The following is a 21,331-nucleotide window of genomic DNA, read 5'->3' as shown; positions in this document are numbered from 1 at the left end:
AATACATCATTGGTCATCTGAGTTCCTTCCTCTTCCCGTAACTTTACGGATTTATCGAATGAACCAACTGCGTCACCCATTGCTACCGTCCCAACTGGCGCCCCAGCAAATACCGATAAGGTTGGAGGAGAGCGACGATACGCTGGATGTTTCGGAATATCTAAAGCCCTTGGTCGAGCACAGATGGCTGATCGTATTCATTGCCGTGCTCGTCACCTTGCTTGGGTTGGCCTATACATTCATTGCAAAGCCGGTGTATCAGGCCAATATGCTGGTGCAGGTCGATGAAAACGCCATACAGAGCAGGAATATTCTCACTGACATCAATGGCGTATTCGAAAAAAAGATGGGAGTCAGCACTGAGATGGAAGTGCTGCGCTCACGCAATGTACTGGATGGCGTCATCAGCAGCACGCATTCATATATTGCCGTCGAGCCTAAATACTTCCCTATGGTCGGTTCCTTGATTGCACGTCTTCATCCCTATTTCTCCGTCCCTGATCTGCTCGGACTTCGGAGTTCCAGTGGTTACGCATGGGGCGATGAGCAAGCCTCGGTGTCGCAATTCAATGTTCCAGAAGAATTGGAGGGGAAGAAATTTTCCCTCACTTTCCTGGGAGACGGAAAATACCGCCTCCGCCAGCAACGGCAAGGAATTGACATCGAAGGAACAGTTGGCGAAATGCTCAAAGTGCCTTTTCAACAGGGTGCAATCGAACTGCAGGTCGATCGCATTCGAGCCTATCCTGGCGCCGAATTTGCACTGACTCGAATTCCTCAAATCGATGCCATTGAGCGCCTGCAGAACTCGCTCCAGATTTCCGAGAAAGGAAAGCAGTCAGGCATCATCAATGTCGCGCTTGCAGGGAATGACCCAAGGCTTATCACCAGGATCGTGAATGAAGTCGGGCGGGAATATATCCGGCAAACCGTAGATCACAAGGCCGATGAAGCCGAGAAGTCGCTCGTTTTCCTGAACCAGCAACTGCCTCAACTGAAGCGCGAACTGGAAAATGCCGAAGCCAAGTACAACCAGATCCGAAACAGCTATGGCACTGTCGACCTGGGCGAGGAGGCCAAGGTGATCGTGCAGCAGGCGGCTTCCAACCAGACGAAGCTGGTTGAACTGCGGCAGAGACGACAGGAATTGCTGAGTCGCTTCGCTGACGAACATCCGGCTGTGGTAACGGTCAATCAGCAGATCCGCGACATTAGCAATGAACTCAACCTCATCAATGGAAAAATCAAGCGCATGCCCTCCATCGAGCAAGAGGTCTTGCGCGCTACCCGGGATGTCAAGGTCAACACCGAGCTTTACACCAATCTGTTGAGCACGGCGCAGCAGTTGCGGCAAGTCAGTGCAAGCCGGCTTGGAGGCGCTCGCTTGCTTGATACGGCGGCCGTTCCCACCAAGCCAATCAAACCGAACCGACCCACCGTCGTATCAGTGGCTGCCTTATTGGGTGTTGCGCTGGGTGTCGCAGCTGCCTTCATCAGAAAAAAGATGAACGGGGAAATGCCAGATCCGCATATGGTAGAAAACCGGCTTGGATTATCGGTCAGCGCCACCATCCCGCACAGCCAGGACCAGGAACGGATGTACGCACAGATTCGGAAAAAATCGAAGGATGTTTCGTTGCTGCCTTATGCCGCACCGGCGGATAGTGCTGTCGAAAGCCTACGCAGTTTCCGCACCTTGCTGCAGTCGGCCATGAATGATTCCCGAAATAATATTATTCTGATTACCGGCCCCACACCTGAAGTGGGCAAGTCTTTTGTCTCGGCGAACTTCGCCGCCGTGCTCGCTTCCATTGACAAGAAGGTGCTTCTGATCGACGGTGACATGCGCACCGGGTACCTGCACCGATATTTCGGGCTGGAGCGCGAGCAGGGACTATCTGAAATCATCGCCGGTACGACCAAACCGGAACAGGCCATCCATATGGACGTCGTGGAAAACGTCGATTTCATATCAACCGGTCTGCTTCCAACTCGCCCCGCTGAATTGCTCGCCCATAAGAACTTTGGCGAACTGCTTCATTATTTATCGCCGCGCTACGACTTCATCCTGATCGACACTGCACCGGTACTTGCTTTCGCCGACGCCATGATTGTCGCTACTCATGCGGGTGCCATCTACAACGTGGTGCGTGATGGCATCAGTACGGTGGACGAGATCGAGGAAACGGTTCACCGCTTGACGCGGGCGGGCGGCACGGTGACTGGGACAGTGTTCAACGACTTGAAAGGAAAAGCCGCCTACCGGTATGGGTACGGATATGGGGCGAAGTACGGAAGATAGCGGCATGCGCCAAGACGGCGAATTCCTGCCTGTGAAGGCTATGACGCGATACGATCGCAGGTGCTCTCTCCGCAACCATATCAGGGCGATCCGCATGGACGCCATGCGAGGAGTTCATTGCATGGTTTCCTCCTCATCGCTGTGGCATATGTCTCTGACCGCCGAAGGCCTGACCGTGGCACGTAATCAGCGGGAGTAAGCAGCCTTGAGCCAGATTACGCTTCTTGTCCGTCGCGCCCTACCGAAGAACCGCTTTGTGCGCGGTGTGTCCGTGCTTGTGGCCGGTACCACCAGCGGACATCTGTTGACCATATTGGCCGCCCCGGTACTCACGCGCCTCTACCAGCCGGACGACTTGGGCCTGTTGGCGGTGTTCACCGCCCTGGTCGGGATTGTCAGCAATGTCGCAAGCCTGCGCTATCAGGCCGCAATTCCATTGCCGGATAATGACGAAGAAGCCGATGCCTTGCTGGCCCTAAGTCTGCTGGCTGTAGTCCTGATCTCCGGGATTTCTGCCATTCCGGTGCTTGCGTTTCCCGGTCAGATCGCGCACCTGCTCAATACGCCACACCTGGCGGATTTTCTTCTTCTGCTGCCACTTGGAATATTTTTCATTGGCATATACAACGTCTTTCATATCTGGGCGATTCGCACCAAGGCATTCACGCCGGTGGCAAAAACGAGGTTCAGCCAATCTGCAACCACGGCAGTCATCCAGCTGGCGGGATCAACCTTCGGACCGGCTGCTTTGCTGGTGGGGCAAATCACCGGATATGCCGTTGGATCGGCCTCCTATGTATTTCGTGTGATCCATGCCCGCTGGCCTTATTTAAAGCGGGTGAAGCTGTCGTCTATCCTGGCGGTTGCAGTACGGTACAAGCAATTTCCATTGTTTTCGACGTGGAGCTCGCTTTTCAATACCATCGGCGCAGAGTTGCCTTCCATATTGTTCGCCGTGCTCTTCGGCCCGGCCGTGGCCGGTATCTATGCGCTTGCAAATCGTGTCCTGGCGGTTCCCATGCAATTGCTTGGCCAGGCAATTGCCGATGTATTTTTCTCCGGCGCCGCGGAAGCGAGCCGACAAGGCAGACTGGAATCACTGATAGCTGCTATTCATTCTCGACTGGCACACTTCGCCATGCCACCAATCCTGGTCTTGCTTTTAGGCGGTCCGGACATATTCGCACAAGTATTTGGCCCGGAATGGGAGGAGGCGGGCGTATTTGCGCAGTGGCTTGCACCGTGGCTCTATTTCGCTTTCATCACTTCAACGCTCTCTTCACTGTTTGTTGTGCTTGACAAGCTGGGCACGCTGCTGGTGTTCGAAATCGTTTCATTAGTGGTGCGCACAGTCGGAATTGTTGCAGGCGCCTTCATCGGAGGCGTGATTACGGCTGTTGCACTCATGGCGGTCGGCAGCGTCGCTTGCCGTGCCGTTACGCTGGTTTATCTGATGCGTGTGTCTGGCAGCCGGTGGCATGAAATAGGGAAGCCGACATTGAGTGCCTTGGCCTGGGCAGTGCCATTGTCCTCGCCAATCATCGTGACGAAACTGTGGGGCCTCAATCATACGGTCTGGTTGTTCGGCGTCGGAACCGCAGCAGCCTTTATCGTTGCCCGGTACGCCTGCCTGATGAAAGAAGCATGGACATGAGGCGCCGAGCGGGAAGACAGGCAGCATAGAGAAGGGGATGTGGCAGTGAAAAGCGCAAAGGAACTGTACCGGGATTTCTCTGTTCAGGAAGAGTCCATCCCCATTTTCTCCAGGGCCTGGTGGCTTGACGCAACCGCCGGCCCCGAGAACTGGGATGTTGCGCTGGTCGTCAGTGGCGGACAGATCAAGGCCTCGATGCCTTATATGATGCGCCGGAGGTTTGGGCTGAGAGTGCTCAGCCAGCCGGCGCTGACGCAAACGCTCGGCCCCTGGTTGCGCCCGCTGAAAGAGAGCGCCGGCCCTGCTAAAAAGCTTTCGCAGGATCAGGAATTGATGGACGAGCTGATTGCGCAACTGCCACGCTTCGATTACTTCAACCAAAACTGGCATTACAGCCTGACGAACTGGCTGCCATTTTCATGGCGTGGCTTCCAGCAAACCACATGCTATACCTATGTCATCAACGACCTGCGGGACATGGGAAAGGTATGGGCAGGCTTTCATAACAATGTCCGCCGGAACTGCAAGACTGCAACGGAACGATACCGTATCACGATCCGCGAGGACTTGCCGTTGAACGATTATCTCGCTCTCAACCGCATGACATTCCAGCGGCAAGGCATGGAGGTGCCGTATCCGGATGACTACGTCCGTCGGCTTGATGCAGCCTGCGAAAAACAGAATTGCCGCAAAACTTACATCGCAGTCGATCCGCAAGGACGTCAGCATGCCGGGTGCTATGTTGTATGGGATAGCAATAGCGCCTATGGTCTGATGAACGGATCCGACCCGGCACTACGTGGCAGCGGAGCGCTCAGCCTATGCTTCTGGCATGCAATCCAGGACGTCGCCCGGGTCACAAGGAAATTTGATTTCGAGGGCTCGATGCTCAAGCCGGTCGAGCACTTCGTCCGTCGGTTTGGCGCAATCCAGACGCCTTATTTCAATATCAGCAAGACACACTCCCGGCTGCTTCGCGCCAGGCATGCCTTGCTTGCGACAGTCAGGGACAGATGATGTTTACTGTGATATTCCCGGAAGGCTGCCGTCAGGAGCGCAACTGGATTAGTTCCGTGCTGCTTCATGAGTTTCTTGGAATTGAACACGAAGTGCGGTTCAATCGGCAGAGCTCGGTAAGGCTATGTGCCGATGGAAAGGTGCTTGAGCTGCCGGACATTTTTTTCAAGTACGCCAGCAGTGGCTGGTTAACGCCTGAAACCCTGCCGGTCCAGCCCTTGCAGTGGTGGTTTGTACCGGCAAGCAACGAGTTCAATCCCAAGCTGACCGCACCCTTTGTTCCCGTAATCTTCGGCCAGCCGGGCTTCCGCGCCATTGACGATACCTCGGCATGGCTGGGTTTGGATATCTTTGGATCCGGCTTTTTCATGCTCTCGCGTTATGAAGAAGCGGTCAGAAAGGAGCGTGACCTGCATGACCGCTTTCCGGCGGCCGCTTCTCTCGCGTTTCAGGAAGGTTTCCTGGACAGGCCGGTGGTCGATGAATATACCGAAATACTCTGGTCTGCAATGTTGCGACTCTGGCCGCAGCTGAAACGCCGAGCAAGGCAATTCAAGGTTTTAGTCAGTTGCGACGTCGACTATCCGTGCCATCCTGCGGCGTATTCGTTTCATCGGATGCTCCGTTCTACCGCCAGTAAAGCATTGCATGAGCACAATCCGTTGCGAATGCTGAGCCCCATCAGGAACTATATGGCCAACCGTTTTGGGGACTGGCGCAGCGACTCCTATTATTTGGCTGTCGACTGGATCATGGATGTCAACGAGAAAGCGGGCAACAAGGTGGCTTTCAATTTCATCCCACAAATAACCGACCCAATTTTTGATGACACTTCGCCCATTACCAGCGCCGCCGTTGCGGAGATGATGAAGAAGATCGACGTCCGAGGACACGAGATTGGTCTGCATCCGGGCTACCGTTCCTATCAGAGTATCGAAACAACGCTTTCAGGACTGGGAAGGCTATGCGAAGTACTGCGAGGAGCCGGAATCCGGCAACAAATATGCGGTGGACGGAACCACTACCTGCGTTGGTCGACGAAAACACCGTCCGTCTGGGATGCCACCGGTTTGCGTTATGACAGCACACTCAGTTATGCCGACCATGTGGGGTTCCGGTGTGGCACCTGCACGGAATTTACGATGTATGACCTGGACGGCCGGCGACCCTTGCAGATCAAGCAAAAGCCACTGATATGCATGGAATGCACGGTCTCCGCCTACATGGGATATGGCTTTACCGACGCGGCACTGGAAAAAATGAATAAGTTGAAGAATGCGGCGCGTGAAATGAAAGGCAGCTTTTCACTGCTATGGCATAACTCGAACCTGGAAAGCGCCAGTGCCAAGGCGCTTTATTGTGAGGTAATCAAATAATGCGCTACCGACTCACGCTTCTCTTCCTGCACCTGTGCATGTTCATGGCGTTGGTCTTTGGATATGAATCCTTCATCGTGCCCTTGTATGGTTATGAAGGCTATGTGTTTCAGCCGAATATAGCAAACGGGTATGCGGCGGTAGTTGCAATCGCAATGCTGTCATTCATTACCCCGGCCACTTTCAAGAAACCCTCGACACTCTTTTTCCACCTGACCTTGGTTTTCGTCGTAATTCCGATGCTTGTTCTGTTTTATGCAGAAGGGAAAGATTGGGAATATCCGGCACAAGTCGTTGCAGCTTATATCTTTTCCGTCCTGTTGCTGCGCTTTATAAAGGTTAACCCGCCGAGCTTCTCATACCCGCCTAAATATACGTTGCAGCGCATGCTGCTCCTTATGGTGCTGGTATATCTAGGTTCGATCTTTGCGATGGGCGGTGGCGCATACCTCAACTTTGACTTGACAAAGGTCTATGATTTCCGCACCGATGCCGCGAATAATCTGCCCGGTGTATTCGGTTATATTTCACCTCCGATGGGAAAGGTTGTTGTTCCAATTGGACTGGTACTGTCTCTCATATACAAGAGGTATGCATCTGCATTCCTCTACCTGATCTCCGCGGTTTTGATCTTTGGGCTGACTGCAAACAAAGCTCCTTTGTTCAATCCCTTTCTCGTGCTGTTCATCTACCTCATTTCCTCGAGCAAGAACCTTACAGTCAAATTCAATGTTGGGATTCTGATTGTGATACTGCTCTCCATAGGCGATTTTTGGATGGCGGTGAATCAGGATAACAGTAACGGTTCGTTCGGATGGGTGGGGTCTTTAATGCTCGCGCGGATGTTTTTTCTCCCCCCTGAAATCAACTACATGTATTACGACTTTTTTTCGAATCATGAATGGGTATTTTTTTCGGACAGTAAGATCACACTGGGACTATTGAATTATCCGTATCCTCTCGATGCACCACATCTGATCGGGCGATATTATTTCAATAGCGACATTACCAGCGCCAATACCGGATGGATCGGCAGCGGATATATGCATGCGGGATTTGCGGGCATGCTTGCGTATGCCGCATTGACTGCAGTGATATTCAAATACGTAGATGCTTGCGCCCGAAGATCAGGCGAGCTCGGCTTAGTAACCGCCTCGATCGTCATCCCGATCTTCTCACTTGTTACCGCCTCAGATTTGCCGACCACAATCCTTACTCATGGCTTGTGGGCCAACATGATTTTGATTGCCTGTTTCCAGAAGCGCTACCCGAATGGTTACGCCGCACCATTCCGGATAGGGTTGTCCGCCCAGGCTGTAGGCTCCCGGCCGTAAACGACATGAAAACTATAACAAGGCGTAATGCTAACGTGAGAAGAATTCGAGGCGCCACGACGATGGCGGCCCTTTATGTGTACCGGCATTGAGGACGCGGATTAAATGATAGACCTGTTACGCGCTATTGCTCTTTTTCTCGTCCTGGCAACATGGAATGAAGCCAGTTCCAGTGCCGCGGCGGAGGTGAGCAAATATGATAGTCAACCGTCCGTATCTGTCTCCTTCACCTGTGGCGGTAGGGTGGAGCAACAGGTCTGGTTAGATTGGGGGCAAAGTGTCCGGCATTATTTACAGCAGGACCTCTTGCAGCAGCGCTTGCTGGACCAGGGAGACGTGTATGCGCTTTATGACTTCGAAATCTTCGCTCACAATATGGTATCGATGGCGCGGCGCTGCCACCGTATCGATCAACTCAGGGAAGTCGCCCGATTGATCAGCAGAGCCTATGCGGCGCTCACTCCGGGAAATATCATTTCTCCAGGCCGGCGCTGGATCTGCCGAGGAGGCAGAACCTGCAATTACACGAACCGTCTGATCAATACCGAGGTCATGCTCGACAGCGTTCAATTTCTGGGCCTTGCGACTTCAGTTGCAAATGCACTCGCCACGTCGGACCAGCTGCTTACCCAAGAAGACAAGTACTTCATCAAGGAAACAGTTGACGTCGCTTCGGAGCATTTGCTTCGCTGGGGTGGATGGAGAACAGTGAACGGCCTCAAAAGACTCGCTGATGCCAGGCCGCAGGACGTCACCAACGGCTCTTCCACACTATTTTTTATGGATAAGTCTTTATGGATGATTGCGATTTATTCTGAGCTATCCGGAATTATCCAATCGCAGGATCGGCATGGGGCAGCATTGCCAGATCGATTCACTGAGAGCCGGCAGCCTCACATACGGGCATTGCTTCGATTGTTTGAATCCCGAGTTTCGATTCGTCATTTGGAAGCCAGCCGGATGGGACCTGTAGATGTGGCTGACATCGACCGCGGTTACTGGAGGTTGCATGGGGATAATAAATACGCGGGTTACGAGGGCGAAGAAAAGCCGGCGGTCTGCGTGACCGACAAGGACGGAGGTGGAACGCCAAAACCAGAGTTGCGTGTGCCAGCGAGCGCAGCGACCAGGCGACAGGACATCGGATGGGATTTCAGCCATGCACGTCGCCTGGTGGCGGCAATGGATGCATTGGAACGTAATCGTCGTGCCCTGCGTAGGGTTTTTTCCCTTGCCGAGAGCGATCTGCCACGCAAGGACTTGACTTTGAAATTCGCCAATAACCTGTTGGCCGTTATCTGGAATGGCGACCTGGCCAGGCCCTTGTTCTCCAATTACTGGAACGGTGCGAACGGATGGTTCCGGGTTGCCTATGACAACGGCACAGGCGAGTGCAGGGAAGGCTATCCTCCCTATGGGATGACGGATTCTTTCGCAACCGGCGGCTATGTTGCCTGGGCACGCTATCGCCCCGAGATCGGCTACTTGGGAAAGACATTGTACTGGCTTGTGCGAAATGAAAACGGCGAAGCTAATGGGTTCGTCTCAAAGTATTACCCGAGCCTATCGGACGCCGAAGACGAGCGTATCAGGACGCTCACGCGCTTCGCTTTCTACTCCAGCCTGATAGGTGTCGGCATTCGGTAAGAGTTTGGCCGGCAACGTCCCATCGTCGGCATAACCCGCCGGCCGTCTTATTGCACCCTTCCTTCTGCACGTGCACATCTTTGCCCCGCCGGTAAACACGGCTTGGCGAAGTTTCGAGCCATGTGCCGAGCCGAATCATCGAAAAACTGAATGAAAGATTCATTTCCGGCTGAGCACTTATCGAAAATTCATACTTATTTTTCATGCAAGCGGAGGCTAGATTGGTAATGAACCGGCACGCAGAATTGATGGCGGTTCATTCATGGCATTTCCATGACGGGAATCGGCGGCAAAAATTATGGTATCGGCAAGTTCAGCGAGTAATCTCTTTGGCACCAAGATGGTTTCATTGAGCAGGCGTGCCAAGATCAGCCTGATGTTGATGGTCGATATGGTGGCCTTGCCTGTGTGCTTCATGCTCGCCCTGCTGCTCAGGGTTGGGGAGCCGGAGGCAGTAACTCGTTACGGCATGCTGCCCTATGTAGTGATCACTGCGATCACAATCAGCGTGTTCGCGGTGACGGGCTTGTATGGAGCGGTGATCCGGTTCATCGATCAACGCTTGCTCATCGCAACCGGAATCGGCCTTGCACTTGCGATTGTATCCACCTATCTGCTGTCTTCCTATTTCAACTATCTGACGATTCCGCACAATGCGTTGATGATCTACTGGTTCATCGCATTTTCCCATGTGGTGATGTCGCGCCTGACGGCGCGCGCGCTCCTGCGGGACAGCCAGTTTGAAAAACGCCGCCGCGCCGGGCCCCTGGTTGCCATTTATGGAGCGGGCGAAGCCGGTGTCAAGCTGGCGCGCGCCATTCGCGTTAGCGACAAGTACCGCCTCGCATGCTTCTTTGACGACAAACCGACGCTGAGTAACCGCAACGTCGCCGGGCTGCGCGTTTTCCCTTCCGACCGCGTAGTGGATGTAGTGGCCCACCATCATATCGATCTCATCATCATCGCCATACCTTCCGCAACGCCGGAGCAGCGCAAGGCGATCATGGTCAAGGCCCATCAATCCGGCGCGCCGGTGAAGACCCTGTGCAATCTGATGGAGCTGGCTGACGAGCACATCACGACGCATTCGATCCGCGAGATAAAGGTGGACGATCTGCTGGGTCGCGAGCCCATCCAGCCCGACATGCATCTGTTCAGGAAATGCGTGTACAGACAAAACATTCTGATCACCGGCGCGGGGGGGTCGATCGGCAGCGAATTGTGCCGCCAGGTAATGACGCTGGACCCGCACGAAATCCATCTGCTCGACCACTGTGAATTTGCCTTATATAACATTGAGCAGGAACTCAAGGCACGCTTCCCACTCGCCGCCATACATGCACACCTGGGCTCGGCATGTGACGCCCGCCTTGTGGACCGTGTCGTCTGCGACAACAAGATAGACACCATCTATCATGCCGCCGCCTACAAGCATGTGCCACTGGTCGAAGGCAACATGGCGGAAGGATTGCGCAACAATGTTCTCGGTGCGGAGACTGTCGCCAATGCGGCACAACGATTCAAGGTGAAAACCTGTGTACTGGTATCCACAGACAAGGCGGTACGCCCGACCAGCATGATGGGTGCCAGCAAACGCATAGCCGAGCTGATCTTCCAGGCTGCTGCCGTCAGAGCGACCGGCACGAAATTCTGTGCCGTACGCTTCGGCAATGTCCTTGGATCCTCGGGTTCGGTCGTTCCTCTCTTCAAGCAGCAAATTGAGCGTGGCGGTCCTATTACGATCACGCATCGGGAGGTCGTGCGGTATTTCATGTCGATTCCGGAGGCGGCACAACTCGTCGTTCAGGCAGGCGCCATGGCTACCGGTGGCGATGTATTTGTCATGGATATGGGTTCGCCAGTGAAAATTGTCGACCTGGCGAAGACCATGATCGCGATGTGCGGACTGACCGAAAAATGCCCGGACAATCCGGACGGCGACATCGAAATCCAGTTCATTGGCCTGCGCCCCGGTGAAAAGCTCTATGAGGAGCTGTTCGCGGGGAACGACGCTATACCAAGCAAGCATCCTCGCATCATGACTACGACCGAATATGTAGTGGAACCAGATGTGCTGGCACAGCAGGTTGCCTATCTGATGGTGGCCTGCGCCACCAACGATACCGCCATGCTCAAGCTTCTGGTGAAAAAGCTTGTTCACGGCTACGCGCTGGACACACCGAAAGAGACTGCAGTGGTGCAAGACAACAGCTCCGAGGAGGCCGCCGTGCCGGCCATGCAGTTCATGCCGATGCGATTGATGGGGCGCGCTCATCTGAGACAGTAGCGTGAACAGCGCGCAACCTGACGATGGAAACAATAGCCGGAGAGACCGCCTGAAAATCGGTGGATTGATAAGAGGAGTGGATCATGCCTTACCTTGAAGAGCAGGGCAGCATGCTACAGGGGCCGATCGTGGCCGAAAGGGAATCGGGCATGTTGAATGAGCTTGTATCAAAGATTGAAGACCGTACGGCAGTCATCGGCATCGTCGGCCTGGGCTATGTCGGCTTGCCATTGATGTTGCGGTATTCCTATGCCGGCTTCCGGGTAATCGGTTTCGATATTGAACAGGGCAAGGTGGACAAGCTGAATCATGGGGAGAGTTACATCGAACACATTTCAGCAAAGTCAGTTGCCGAGGCACGCCGCAAGGGATTCGAAGCGACCTCCGATTTCTCGAGGGCATCCGAACCGGATGCGATCATCATTTGCGTTCCGACCCCATTGAACGCTTATCGGGAACCGGATCTGAGCTTCATCCTCAGTACCGCGGACTCCCTGGTTCCTCATCTGCGGATCGGCCAGGTACTGTCGCTCGAAAGCACGACCTATCCCGGCACGACCGACGAAGAGTTGCGCCCTCGCATCGAGTCGCGCGGTTTCAAGGTAGGGGAAGACATTTTTCTCGTGTTTTCCCCCGAACGGGAAGATCCGGGCAACCCGAACTTCAAAACGCGTTCCATACCCAAAGTGTGCGGCGGAGCGACTCCGGCGTGCCGCAAAGCCGGCATTGCGCTTTATGCATCGGCGATTGATGAAGTGGTGCCAGTCAGTTCCACCCGTGCCGCCGAATTGACGAAGCTGCTGGAGAATATTCATCGCGCCGTCAATATCGGCTTGATCAATGAAATGAAGATCATCGCCGATCGCATGAACATCGACATTTACGAGGTCATCAATGCGGCGGCGACCAAGCCGTTCGGCTTTACACCGTACTATCCCGGCCCCGGCCTCGGAGGTCACTGCATTCCGATCGACCCGTTTTATCTGACATGGAAGGCCCGTCAGTTCGGCTTGCATACCCGCTTCATTGAACTTGCGGGCGAAATCAACAATGACATGCCGCAGTGGGTGGTGAACAAGGTGGCAAGCGCATTGAATGACCGCGGCCGTTCAATCAAGGGCAGCAAGATCCTGGTGCTGGGCATCGCATATAAAAAGGACGTCGATGACATGCGTGAGTCTCCGTCGGTCAAGCTGATGGAAATCCTGCGCAGCAAGGGAGCGGAGATTGCGTATTCCGACCCGCATGTCCCGGTCTTTCCAAGGATGCGGGAGCATCACTTCGATCTGGAGAGCGTCCGGCTGACGCGGGAATCGGTCGCTTCCTATGACTTGCTCCTGCTGGCAACGAACCACAGCTCCTTTGACTATGGCCTGATACAGAAGCATGCCAAGGTGATCGTGGATACGCGCGGCGTCTATCCCGGCCATTTGCACAACGTCGTCAAGTCATGAAAATCTGAAAGGCATGGTCATGCAATTCCACTCTGCATCCCCCATGGATGGTGCCATCAACCGCCGAATCGACAGAAAGATTCGCTTCGCGCTGGTTGGATGCGGCCGCATCTCCAGAAATCATTTTGCTGCTTTGAACCAGCATCAGCAATATTGCGATCTCGTCGGCGTATGCGACATCGATTCGCAGGCACTGGAAGCAGCGGTCGGCATCACCGGTGCCCAGCCTTACAAGAGTCTTGGAACCATGTTGTCCAAATGCGATGCCGATGCATATATCCTCACGACGCCGTCCGGATTGCATTCCGGGCAAGCCATCGCCGTTGCCGCCGCGGGCAAGCATGTGGTGACGGAAAAGCCGATGGCGACACGATGGGAAGATGGAAAGCGCATGGTGGCCGCCTGTGACGAGGCGCGCGTCCGCCTCTTCGTAGTCAAGCAGAACCGGCGCAATGCCACATTGAGACTCCTGAAAAAGGCGCTGGAGGAACACCGTTTTGGCCGGCTGCACATGGTCAATGTCAATGTGTTCTGGACCCGTCCCCAGGAATATTACGACAGTGCCAAATGGCGCGGCACCTGGGAATACGATGGCGGGGCTTTCATGAACCAGGCGAGCCATTATGTCGATCTTCTGGAATGGCTGGTTGGTCCGGTGGAAAGCCTGCACGCATATACCGCCACGCTCGAACGCAATATCGAAGTCGAAGACACAGGCGTCATGAGCCTGCGTTGGCGTAACGGAGCGCTTGGTTCGGTGAACGTCACCATGCTCACCTATCCGAAGAATCTGGAAGGCAGCATCACGATACTCGGAGAGAAGGGGACGGTGCGCATTGGCGGCGTGGCTCTCAACGAAGTGCAGCACTGGGAATTCGAGGAGCAGAATGAGCAGGATGAAAAGGTGCGTGAAGCCAGTTACCAGACCACGTCGGTGTACGGCTTCGGCCACGCGCAATATTACGAAAATGTGATTCAGGTGCTGCGTGGAGAGGCGGAACCTGAGACGGATGGTCGGGAGGGCCTGAAAACACTGGAAGTCTTGATTGCCACCTATTTGTCCGCACGCGATGGTAAACGGGTGGCGCTGCCGATGGAGTACTGACATGGATATGCCAAACCCGAGTGCCATTCATCCTAGTGCAATTGTCGATCGCGGGGCCACCATGGGGTATGGCACACATGTATGGCACTTTGCCCATGTGTGCGGCGGCGCGCGTATCGGTAATCTGTGTTCGCTCGGGCAGAACGTGTTTGTCGGTAACGACGTGGTGATCGGCAACAACGTCAAGATTCAGAACAATGTGTCTGTCTATGATGCCGTCATCCTTGAGAATGACGTGTTTTGTGGCCCCAGCATGGTGTTCACCAATGTCTACAACCCGCGTGCCGCCGTCGTGCGCAAATCGGAATACCGGAAGACCTTGATCCGCCGCGGCGCTACCCTGGGGGCCAATTCCACCATCATCTGCGGTGTGACGGTCGGCCAGTATGCCTTCGTTGCCGCGGGAGCGGTAGTCAATCGCGACGTTCCCGACTATGCCTTGATGGCCGGCGTGCCGGCACGCCAAATTGGCTGGATGAGCCGCTATGGCGAACGGCTTACCTTGCCGCTTCAGGGAAACGGAGAAGCGTTTTGCCCGCATACCGGCGAGCGCTATGTATTGAATGATGGTGTCTGCACACTGGACCAGGCGCCTGAGGACATTGACAAATAGGCTAAGCGGAAAAGAACAGAAGGCGAGGAAGACGATGGAATTCATTGACCTCAAATCCCAATACGAAGCATTGCGTCCGGAAATCAACAAGCGGATTCAGACAGTTCTCGACCATGGAAACTACATCATGGGGCCCGAAGTGCAGGAGCTGGAAGCCCGGCTGGCGGACTATACCGGTGCGAGCCATTGCATCACGGCGGCGTCCGGGACCGAAGCTTTGCTCATGGCGTTGATGGCCATTGGCATCAAGCCGGGTGATGAAGTGATTACCACGGCGTTTTCCTTCATAGCGACGGCAGAAGTGATTGTGTTGCTGGGCGCGACACCGGTCTTTGTCGATATCGAACCGGATACCTGCAATATCAACGCGTCCCTGATAGAGCACAGCATTACCGAAAAAACCCGGGCAATCATCCCCGTCTCCCTGTATGGCCAGCCTGCCGACATGGACGAGATCAATGCCATCGCCGACAAGCATGGCATCCCTGTGATCGAAGACGGGGCGCAGAGCTTCGGCGCTGTCTACAAGGGGCGCAAAAGCTGCAACCTGTCGACAATCGGTTGCACCAGCTTTTTCCCAAGCAAGCCGCTCGGCTGCTACGGCGATGGAGGGGCGATTTTCACCAGCGATGCCAGGCTGGCGCAAATCATGCGTGAATTGCGTGTCCATGGGCAGTCGAAACGCTATGTGCATAGCCGCGTCGGCGTCGGTGGTCGCATGGATACGATGCAGTGCGCAATCGTATTGGCCAAACTTGAGCGCTTCGACTGGGAAATCCAGAGGCGGCAGGAAATCGGAGCGCATTATAACGAAAGGCTGAACGACCGAATGGAAGTCATGCAGGTACGGCCAGATCGCTCCAGTGTGTTTGCCCAATACACCGTTGCTGTGGAGAACCGGCAATCGGTGCAGGCGATGCTGAAGGAAAAAGGCATCCCAACTGCAGTGCACTATCCGCTGCCGATTCCGCTTCAATCTGCCTATGCGCAGTTTTGCTGCCTGGAGCAATATCCGATTGCCGTCACAATGTCGCGCAAGGTGATGAGCTTGCCGATAGGGCCCTATATGAATAAGGAGGATGTTGCCTATATCAGCGACGCATTGCTTGCCACCCGCCGCAGGCGTGCCGTCCATGCCGCCATGGCGACACTGAATGCATAGCGTATGCAGCTCGCCTGGCACCATCCCGAGCAGCGAGGTGCCGAGTACTGGCGGTGTCATGCGCAGACCCTTGACAACATCTTGCTCGATTCTTTCATTTTTATCGCAAGCCTTATGCCATGTGCGGAATAGCCGGGAAAATTATCAGGTACGACACTGGCCTTGATTGGCAAATTGCGCTTGCGGACGAGCTGGGACCGATCAGCGCGCGCGGGCCTGATAGCCATGGAACCGAAACGTTTTACTGCCGTGGCTTCAATGTGTCACTGACGCATGCCCGCCTGTCGATTATCGATTTGTCGCCGGCTTCTCATCAGCCGATGCGCGACCCGGTGTCGGGCTGGTGGGTGAGCTACAACGGCGAAATCTACAACTATCCGGAGGTCAGGGAAGAACTGCAGAGTTTCGGGTGGTCCTTCCAGTCCCGTGGCGATACCGAGATACTGCTGAAGGCCTGGGCGCAATGGGGCCTTGATGCGCTATCCCGCTTTAACGGCATGTTTGCGTTCGCTGCGTTCCATCCGGAATCTGGGGAGCTATGGCTGGTCCGTGACCGATTTGGGGTCAAGCCTTTGGCTTGGGGATATTTGCCTGAAGGGGGAATTGCCTTTTCGTCCTCGGTAGCGGCGATTGCAAGTCAGGTACGCGGCGAAATTGACACCGATTACTGCGCACGCGGCGTGCGCTACAAGGTGTACGAAACGGCGGATTCCGGCACGCCATTCACCAACGTCCATACTGTGCCTGCCGGCAGTTGGACCAGGATCAGGATTTCCGAAGCCGGTCCGCACGTGAGCGAGGGGAAGTGGTATGACTTGCACAAAAGGGTGAGCTTGTGTTCCGAGTCGATCTTCTCCATGGCAGACGAAGAGTTATTTGAGCGCTGCAGTATCTTGCTGGAGGATGCGGTGCAGGTGCGGCTGCGCAGTGATGTGCCTGTTGCGGTGTCGCTGAGCGGCGGCCTAGATTCCTCGGCAGTCGCGGCGCTCGCATCGAAGCATGTTCCACAGTTGTGCGGATTTACCTACGGATCACCGGATGCCCAGGCTTCAGAAGGGCCGGACGTTGAGCGTTTCTCGCGTGAAGCCGGAGTTGAGGTGGCCTATGTCTGGCCGCGTTTTGGCCGCAAGCCGCTCGGCGATGTCCTGGAGCGCACCATGGCATTCCAGGAGGCGCCATTTTCCGGCTTGAGCCTGCTGGCGCAAAACGAGGTTTATCGAAGCGCCCGCCAGGCCGGTTTCAAGGTACTGCTTGGAGGACAGGGGGGCGATGAGCTATTTGCCGGTTACCGCAAATTCTTTGTCGTTGTGTTGCGCGAGGCGCTGCACAAGCACGAGTTGCGCAACCTGCTCAGCTACGTCTGCTCGTTCGGACTGATGATGCTGCACGAAGCCGGCCAGGCACGGATGTACTGGCAAAACCTGAACCGCTACCGCAGCAATGCTGATGCGGGATTTCGCTTGCTGGACTGGCAGCCGCATGCTGAAAACCTGTGGGGCGGCCGTGATCTTACCTTGTCGGCCCGGCAGATCGACGACGTGCGTCAATGGAGCCTGCCGTCTCTGTTGCGCTACGAAGATCGCAATTCCATGGGATACGGTGTGGAGAGTCGCTTGCCTTTCATGGATTATCGGTTGCTCGAGCTTGCGCTGGCGCTTCCCGCCAGGCTGAAGATCAGCAAGGGCTACGGCAAATGGGCATTGCGCAAGATCACGGCCGGTACCGTGCCCGATGCGATCAGGTTGAACCGGAAGAAAAGAGGATTCGACGTCACACAGGCCTGGGTCAAGGATGGTATCGGTGCCCGCCTGAGAAGCATGATTTTCGACCACCGACGTGTCTTGGCCGATCATCTGCGGCAGAGTGCCGATCTCGATCACTTATTGTCCGATGCGGCACTGTCAAACGACGGCAATCTGCTGGATGAAGCCCTAATGCTGGCATGGCTCACGAAGCCGGTTCGGGTAAATGTAGCGGAAAAGGGCGTGGCGAGGATACCATGAAGAAGATATGCCATATGTCATCGGCACATTACGGCCTTGATATCCGCATCTTCCTCAAGGAATGCGTCTCCCTGGCAGCAGCCGGCTATGACACCCACCTGGTCATTAACGCCACAGTCGCCGATGCGAAGGAAGCTGCCGCCTACGGCGTCACCTTGCATCCCTTGAACTATGTACCAGTAAGCAAACGATTTTCCAGGATGTCGGTTCATGCATGGCGTTGCTACGCGACAGCGCGTGAGCTCGATGCGGATCTCTACCACTTTCATGACCCGGAGCTGATTCCATATGGCCTGTTGCTGGCCCGCCGCGGAAAGCAGGTGATTTTCGACGCGCATGAGGATCTGCCGGGCGAGATTTATTCCAAGGACTGGGTACCGCTGCCGGCGAGACGGATGCTGGCTGGCGCTGCCCGCTGGCTGGAAAACCATGGTGCCGCACACATTGCGGCAGTCGTCGCGGCCACGCCCTATATCGGTTCACTGTTTGAAGGGCCTGCAAAGCGGGTCGAAGTCATCAACAACTATCCATTGATTGGAGAGCTGGTTCCGCAGGAACATGAAATTGCCGGGCCACGCGACAGCGTCTGCTACGTAGGCGGAATCGATGACATTCGGGGTATTCGTGAAGTTATACAGGCAATCGGAAGAACGCCGTCTCGCCTGCTGCTCGCGGGGAAATTTGCAAAAGATGCGCTACGCAGTGAAGTAATGCGTTACGTCGGATGGAGCCAAGTGAAGGAGTACGGTTTCGTCGACAGGAAAAAAATATCGGAAATCATGGCGCGTAGCTTCTCAGGATTGGTAACCCTGCACCAGGTGCCCAATTTTGTTAATTCGCAGCCGATCAAGATGTTCGAGTACATGTCGGCAGGAGTGCCTGTCATTGCATCCGACTTTCCCCTATGGCGTGAAGTCATCGATGGCAACGAATGCGGCATCTGCGTCGATCAGAATGACCCGGAATCCATCGCTGCAGCCATCCGTCATTTGCATGAGCGGCCGGAAGAGGTCGTCCGAATGGGAGAAAACGGGCGCCGCGCCATTCAAAGCAAATACCGCTGGGATTGCGAGGAAAAGAAGCTGATCGCGTTGTACCGCGATCTGCTCGGGAGTTGACGCATATAGTCAGCACTGGAGGATTCGGAGACGATGCATATCATGACGGTATACGAGGCACGTCCTCGATTAACCAAGGCGGCGGTTATCAGCCGTGACTGTACCCATGAGAACACCTTGCGGGACGGCGCGAACCACTGCTGCACGCCGGCCTCCGTCTCCACGTCGACATGCCAGATCTGTGGCCCAGGAAGCCCAACATTCCGGTACCTGCCAACGATTCGACGAATTGTGTCGGACGCCATTTGAAAGGCATGGGGCAAATGCGCATCCTCTATATCAATCATTACGCCGGCTCGCCACTTCACGGGATGGAGTACCGGCCGCACTATCTGGCCCGACACTGGGTACGCGGCGGTCATGAGGTGGTTGTGGTGGCGGCGAGCGTGTCGCACGTTCGCAGCAAGGCGCCGGAGGTGGTGTCCAGCGCGAAAGAGGAAACGATTGACGGCGTCCTTTACCTGTGGCTGAAAACACCTGCATATTCCGGCAACGGCTTGCGCCGGGCAGCCAACATGGCTTCCTTCGTGACCCGTCTTTACCGGATGCGCAATATTCTGGCTCGCCGCTTTGCTCCGGATGTGGTGATCGCATCCTCCACTTATACCTGGGATATCTTCCCGGCCAGTGCAATAGCACGACTGAGCAGTGCCAAGCTCGTGTATGAGGTGCACGACCTGTGGCCATTATCGCCGATGGAACTCGGAAGAATGCCGGCGTGGCACCCCTTTATCCTCAGCCTGCAATGGGGCGAGGACTATGCCTGCCGCCGTGCCGACTCGGTGGTAAGCATGCTGCCTTTTGCCGACGTGCACCTTTGCCAGCATGGCATGGCGCGCGACAAATTCCATTACATTCCCAACGGGATCGAGTTGGATGAGTGGAAAGCTGAAGTGAACGAGCTTCCGCTTGCCCACCGCAGCTTGCTGAAGGCATTCCGCGAGAAGGGCAGGTTCGTCGTTTGTTATGCCGGCACCCATGGTCTGGCGAATGCCCTGGACGGATTGCTCGATGCAGCCAAACTGCTGGTCGACCAGCCGGTAGATTTCTTGCTGGTCGGGCAGGGGCCGGACAAGCACCGGCTGCAGCAGAGAGCGCGGGAGATGGAACTGAATAACGTGCATTTTCTCGATCCGGTCCCCAAGCAATGCGTCCCTGAATTGCTGCGTGCTACCGACGCCCTTTTCATCGGCTGGAAGCGGCAACCTCTGTATCGCTTCGGCATCAGCCCCAACAAGCTGATGGATTACCTGGCTGCCGGCAAACCGATCATCAATGCGTCCGAAGCGCCTAATGATTGTGTTGCCGAAGCCGGTTGCGGCTACAGCGTAAAGCCGGAGGATGCCCGAGAGCTGGCCGACGCGATTCTGCGATTGATGCATCTGGGCGCGCCAGAACGGCAGCGCATGGGACAGCGCGGAAAGATATATGTCCATGCCCATCATGACTACGCCGTGCTTGCGCAAAAGTTCTTGCATGTCATGCAAGCAGCGGGAGGACGTAAGGGTATATCGGGAGCGGCTAATGGGTAATAGTGAACGCCATGCGGAAGTGAATGCCATCGTGTCGCGGTACGCCGTTCGTGACGCTGGAAAGGATGCTCTGCGTTATTCCTGGCTGAAACCGGATGTGCACCTGGCCGGCATGGAATCCGACCGCATCATGCTGCAATTCTTCGCTGCGGCAGGATTGAGTGACCTGTCGCGTGTGTCTCTGCTTGAGGTGGGATGTGGCAGTGGAAGCAACCTGCTGCGCTTCCTGCGCTGGGGTTTCGATCCCGCCAATCTGGTAGGCAATGAACTATTGCCCGCCAGCCTGGAAAGGGCGCGCCGGTACCTGCCTTCTGAGCTGGAACTGATTGGCGGGGATGCATCGCAGCTTGACTGCGGACCGTTCGACATCGTCTACCAATCCACCGTGTTTTCGTCCATTCTCGACAATGGTTTCCAGCATAAGCTGGCACAACGCATGTGGGACATGACTCGTGCGGGCGGGGCGATACTCTGGTACGACTTCTGTTATGACAATCCGAAAAATCCCGATGTGCGCGGCGTGTCGCGGCGGCGTATCCGGGAATTGTTTCCGAGGTCGTCTCCAGTAATCCGGCGCGTCACCCTGGCGCCTCCCATCAGCCGCACCGTGACGCGTCTGTCGCCGCACCTGTATTCCGTATTGAACGCCTTGCCATTTCTGCGTACCCACGCACTGTGCTGGATACCGAAGCCGGCATCCACCGGGGTGTACCCCGGCCAATAGAAG

General features: G+C 55.4%; 15 protein-coding genes. All 15 read left to right on the top strand.

Going from position 1 to position 21,331, the window contains the following annotated elements; all coding sequences use genetic code 11:
• Positions 1-58: 58 nt before the first annotated feature.
• The gene (locus HGHM_RS21970) at positions 59-2,302 is read left to right on the top strand and encodes a polysaccharide biosynthesis tyrosine autokinase (protein WP_034349408.1); all 2,244 of its coding nucleotides are present in this window, start codon (positions 59-61) and stop codon (positions 2,300-2,302) included.
• Between the two features lie 205 nt (positions 2,303-2,507).
• A complete protein-coding gene (locus HGHM_RS19125) occupies positions 2,508-3,956 on the top strand; it encodes an oligosaccharide flippase family protein (protein ID WP_019143184.1) in 1,449 nt (482 codons plus the stop codon).
• Between the two features lie 45 nt (positions 3,957-4,001).
• Complete coding sequence (locus tag HGHM_RS19120) at positions 4,002-4,973, top strand: GNAT family N-acetyltransferase (protein ID WP_148415798.1); 972 nt, start codon at positions 4,002-4,004, stop codon at positions 4,971-4,973.
• The gene (locus HGHM_RS19115; protein ID WP_019143182.1) at positions 4,970-6,349 is read left to right on the top strand and encodes a polysaccharide deacetylase family protein; all 1,380 of its coding nucleotides are present in this window, start codon (positions 4,970-4,972) and stop codon (positions 6,347-6,349) included. Before HGHM_RS19120 ends, HGHM_RS19115 begins: the two co-directional genes overlap by 4 nt.
• A complete protein-coding gene (locus tag HGHM_RS19110; RefSeq protein ID WP_019143181.1) occupies positions 6,349-7,683 on the top strand; it encodes a hypothetical protein in 1,335 nt (444 codons plus the stop codon). The genes HGHM_RS19115 and HGHM_RS19110 overlap by 1 nt, the downstream gene beginning before the upstream one ends.
• A 105-nt stretch (positions 7,684-7,788) precedes the next feature.
• A complete protein-coding gene (locus tag HGHM_RS19105) occupies positions 7,789-9,330 on the top strand; it encodes a hypothetical protein (protein WP_019143180.1) in 1,542 nt (513 codons plus the stop codon).
• 340 nt (positions 9,331-9,670) lie between these two features.
• Complete coding sequence (locus tag HGHM_RS19100) at positions 9,671-11,617, top strand: polysaccharide biosynthesis protein (protein WP_019143179.1); 1,947 nt, start codon at positions 9,671-9,673, stop codon at positions 11,615-11,617.
• A gap of 83 nt (positions 11,618-11,700) precedes the next feature.
• A complete protein-coding gene (locus HGHM_RS19095; protein WP_019143178.1) occupies positions 11,701-13,071 on the top strand; it encodes a nucleotide sugar dehydrogenase in 1,371 nt (456 codons plus the stop codon).
• 43 nt (positions 13,072-13,114) lie between these two features.
• Positions 13,115-14,176 carry a Gfo/Idh/MocA family protein gene (locus HGHM_RS19090; RefSeq protein ID WP_019143177.1) on the top strand — a complete coding sequence of 354 codons (1,062 nt, stop codon included), beginning with the start codon at positions 13,115-13,117 and terminating at the stop codon, positions 14,174-14,176.
• A 1-nt stretch (position 14,177) separates the two neighbouring features.
• On the top strand, positions 14,178-14,789 hold the full coding sequence (locus HGHM_RS19085; protein ID WP_026076208.1) for an acyltransferase: 612 nt from the start codon (positions 14,178-14,180) through the stop codon (positions 14,787-14,789).
• 34 nt (positions 14,790-14,823) lie between these two features.
• The gene (locus tag HGHM_RS19080) at positions 14,824-15,951 is read left to right on the top strand and encodes a DegT/DnrJ/EryC1/StrS family aminotransferase (protein WP_019143175.1); all 1,128 of its coding nucleotides are present in this window, start codon (positions 14,824-14,826) and stop codon (positions 15,949-15,951) included.
• 119 nt (positions 15,952-16,070) lie between these two features.
• Positions 16,071-17,954, top strand: coding sequence for an asparagine synthase (glutamine-hydrolyzing) (gene asnB / locus HGHM_RS21965; protein ID WP_019143173.1), 1,884 nt, complete (start codon positions 16,071-16,073; stop codon positions 17,952-17,954).
• 14 nt (positions 17,955-17,968) lie between these two features.
• Positions 17,969-19,072: a glycosyltransferase gene (locus HGHM_RS19065; protein WP_161603801.1), complete on the top strand. Its 1,104-nt coding sequence runs from the start codon at positions 17,969-17,971 to the stop codon at positions 19,070-19,072.
• A 263-nt stretch (positions 19,073-19,335) separates the two neighbouring features.
• Positions 19,336-20,604, top strand: a complete 1,269-nt coding sequence (locus HGHM_RS19060) for a glycosyltransferase family 4 protein (protein ID WP_051155369.1) — start codon at positions 19,336-19,338, stop codon at positions 20,602-20,604.
• Positions 20,597-21,328, top strand: a complete 732-nt coding sequence (locus HGHM_RS19055) for a class I SAM-dependent methyltransferase (protein ID WP_019143170.1) — start codon at positions 20,597-20,599, stop codon at positions 21,326-21,328. The genes HGHM_RS19060 and HGHM_RS19055 overlap by 8 nt, the downstream gene beginning before the upstream one ends.
• The last annotated feature ends 3 nt before the right edge of the window (positions 21,329-21,331 follow it).

Source organism: Noviherbaspirillum massiliense JC206 (assembly GCF_000312045.1).
Taxonomy (GTDB): Bacteria; Pseudomonadota; Gammaproteobacteria; order Burkholderiales; family Burkholderiaceae_D; genus Noviherbaspirillum; species Noviherbaspirillum massiliense.
This window is presented reverse-complemented; position numbering and strand designations above follow the sequence as displayed.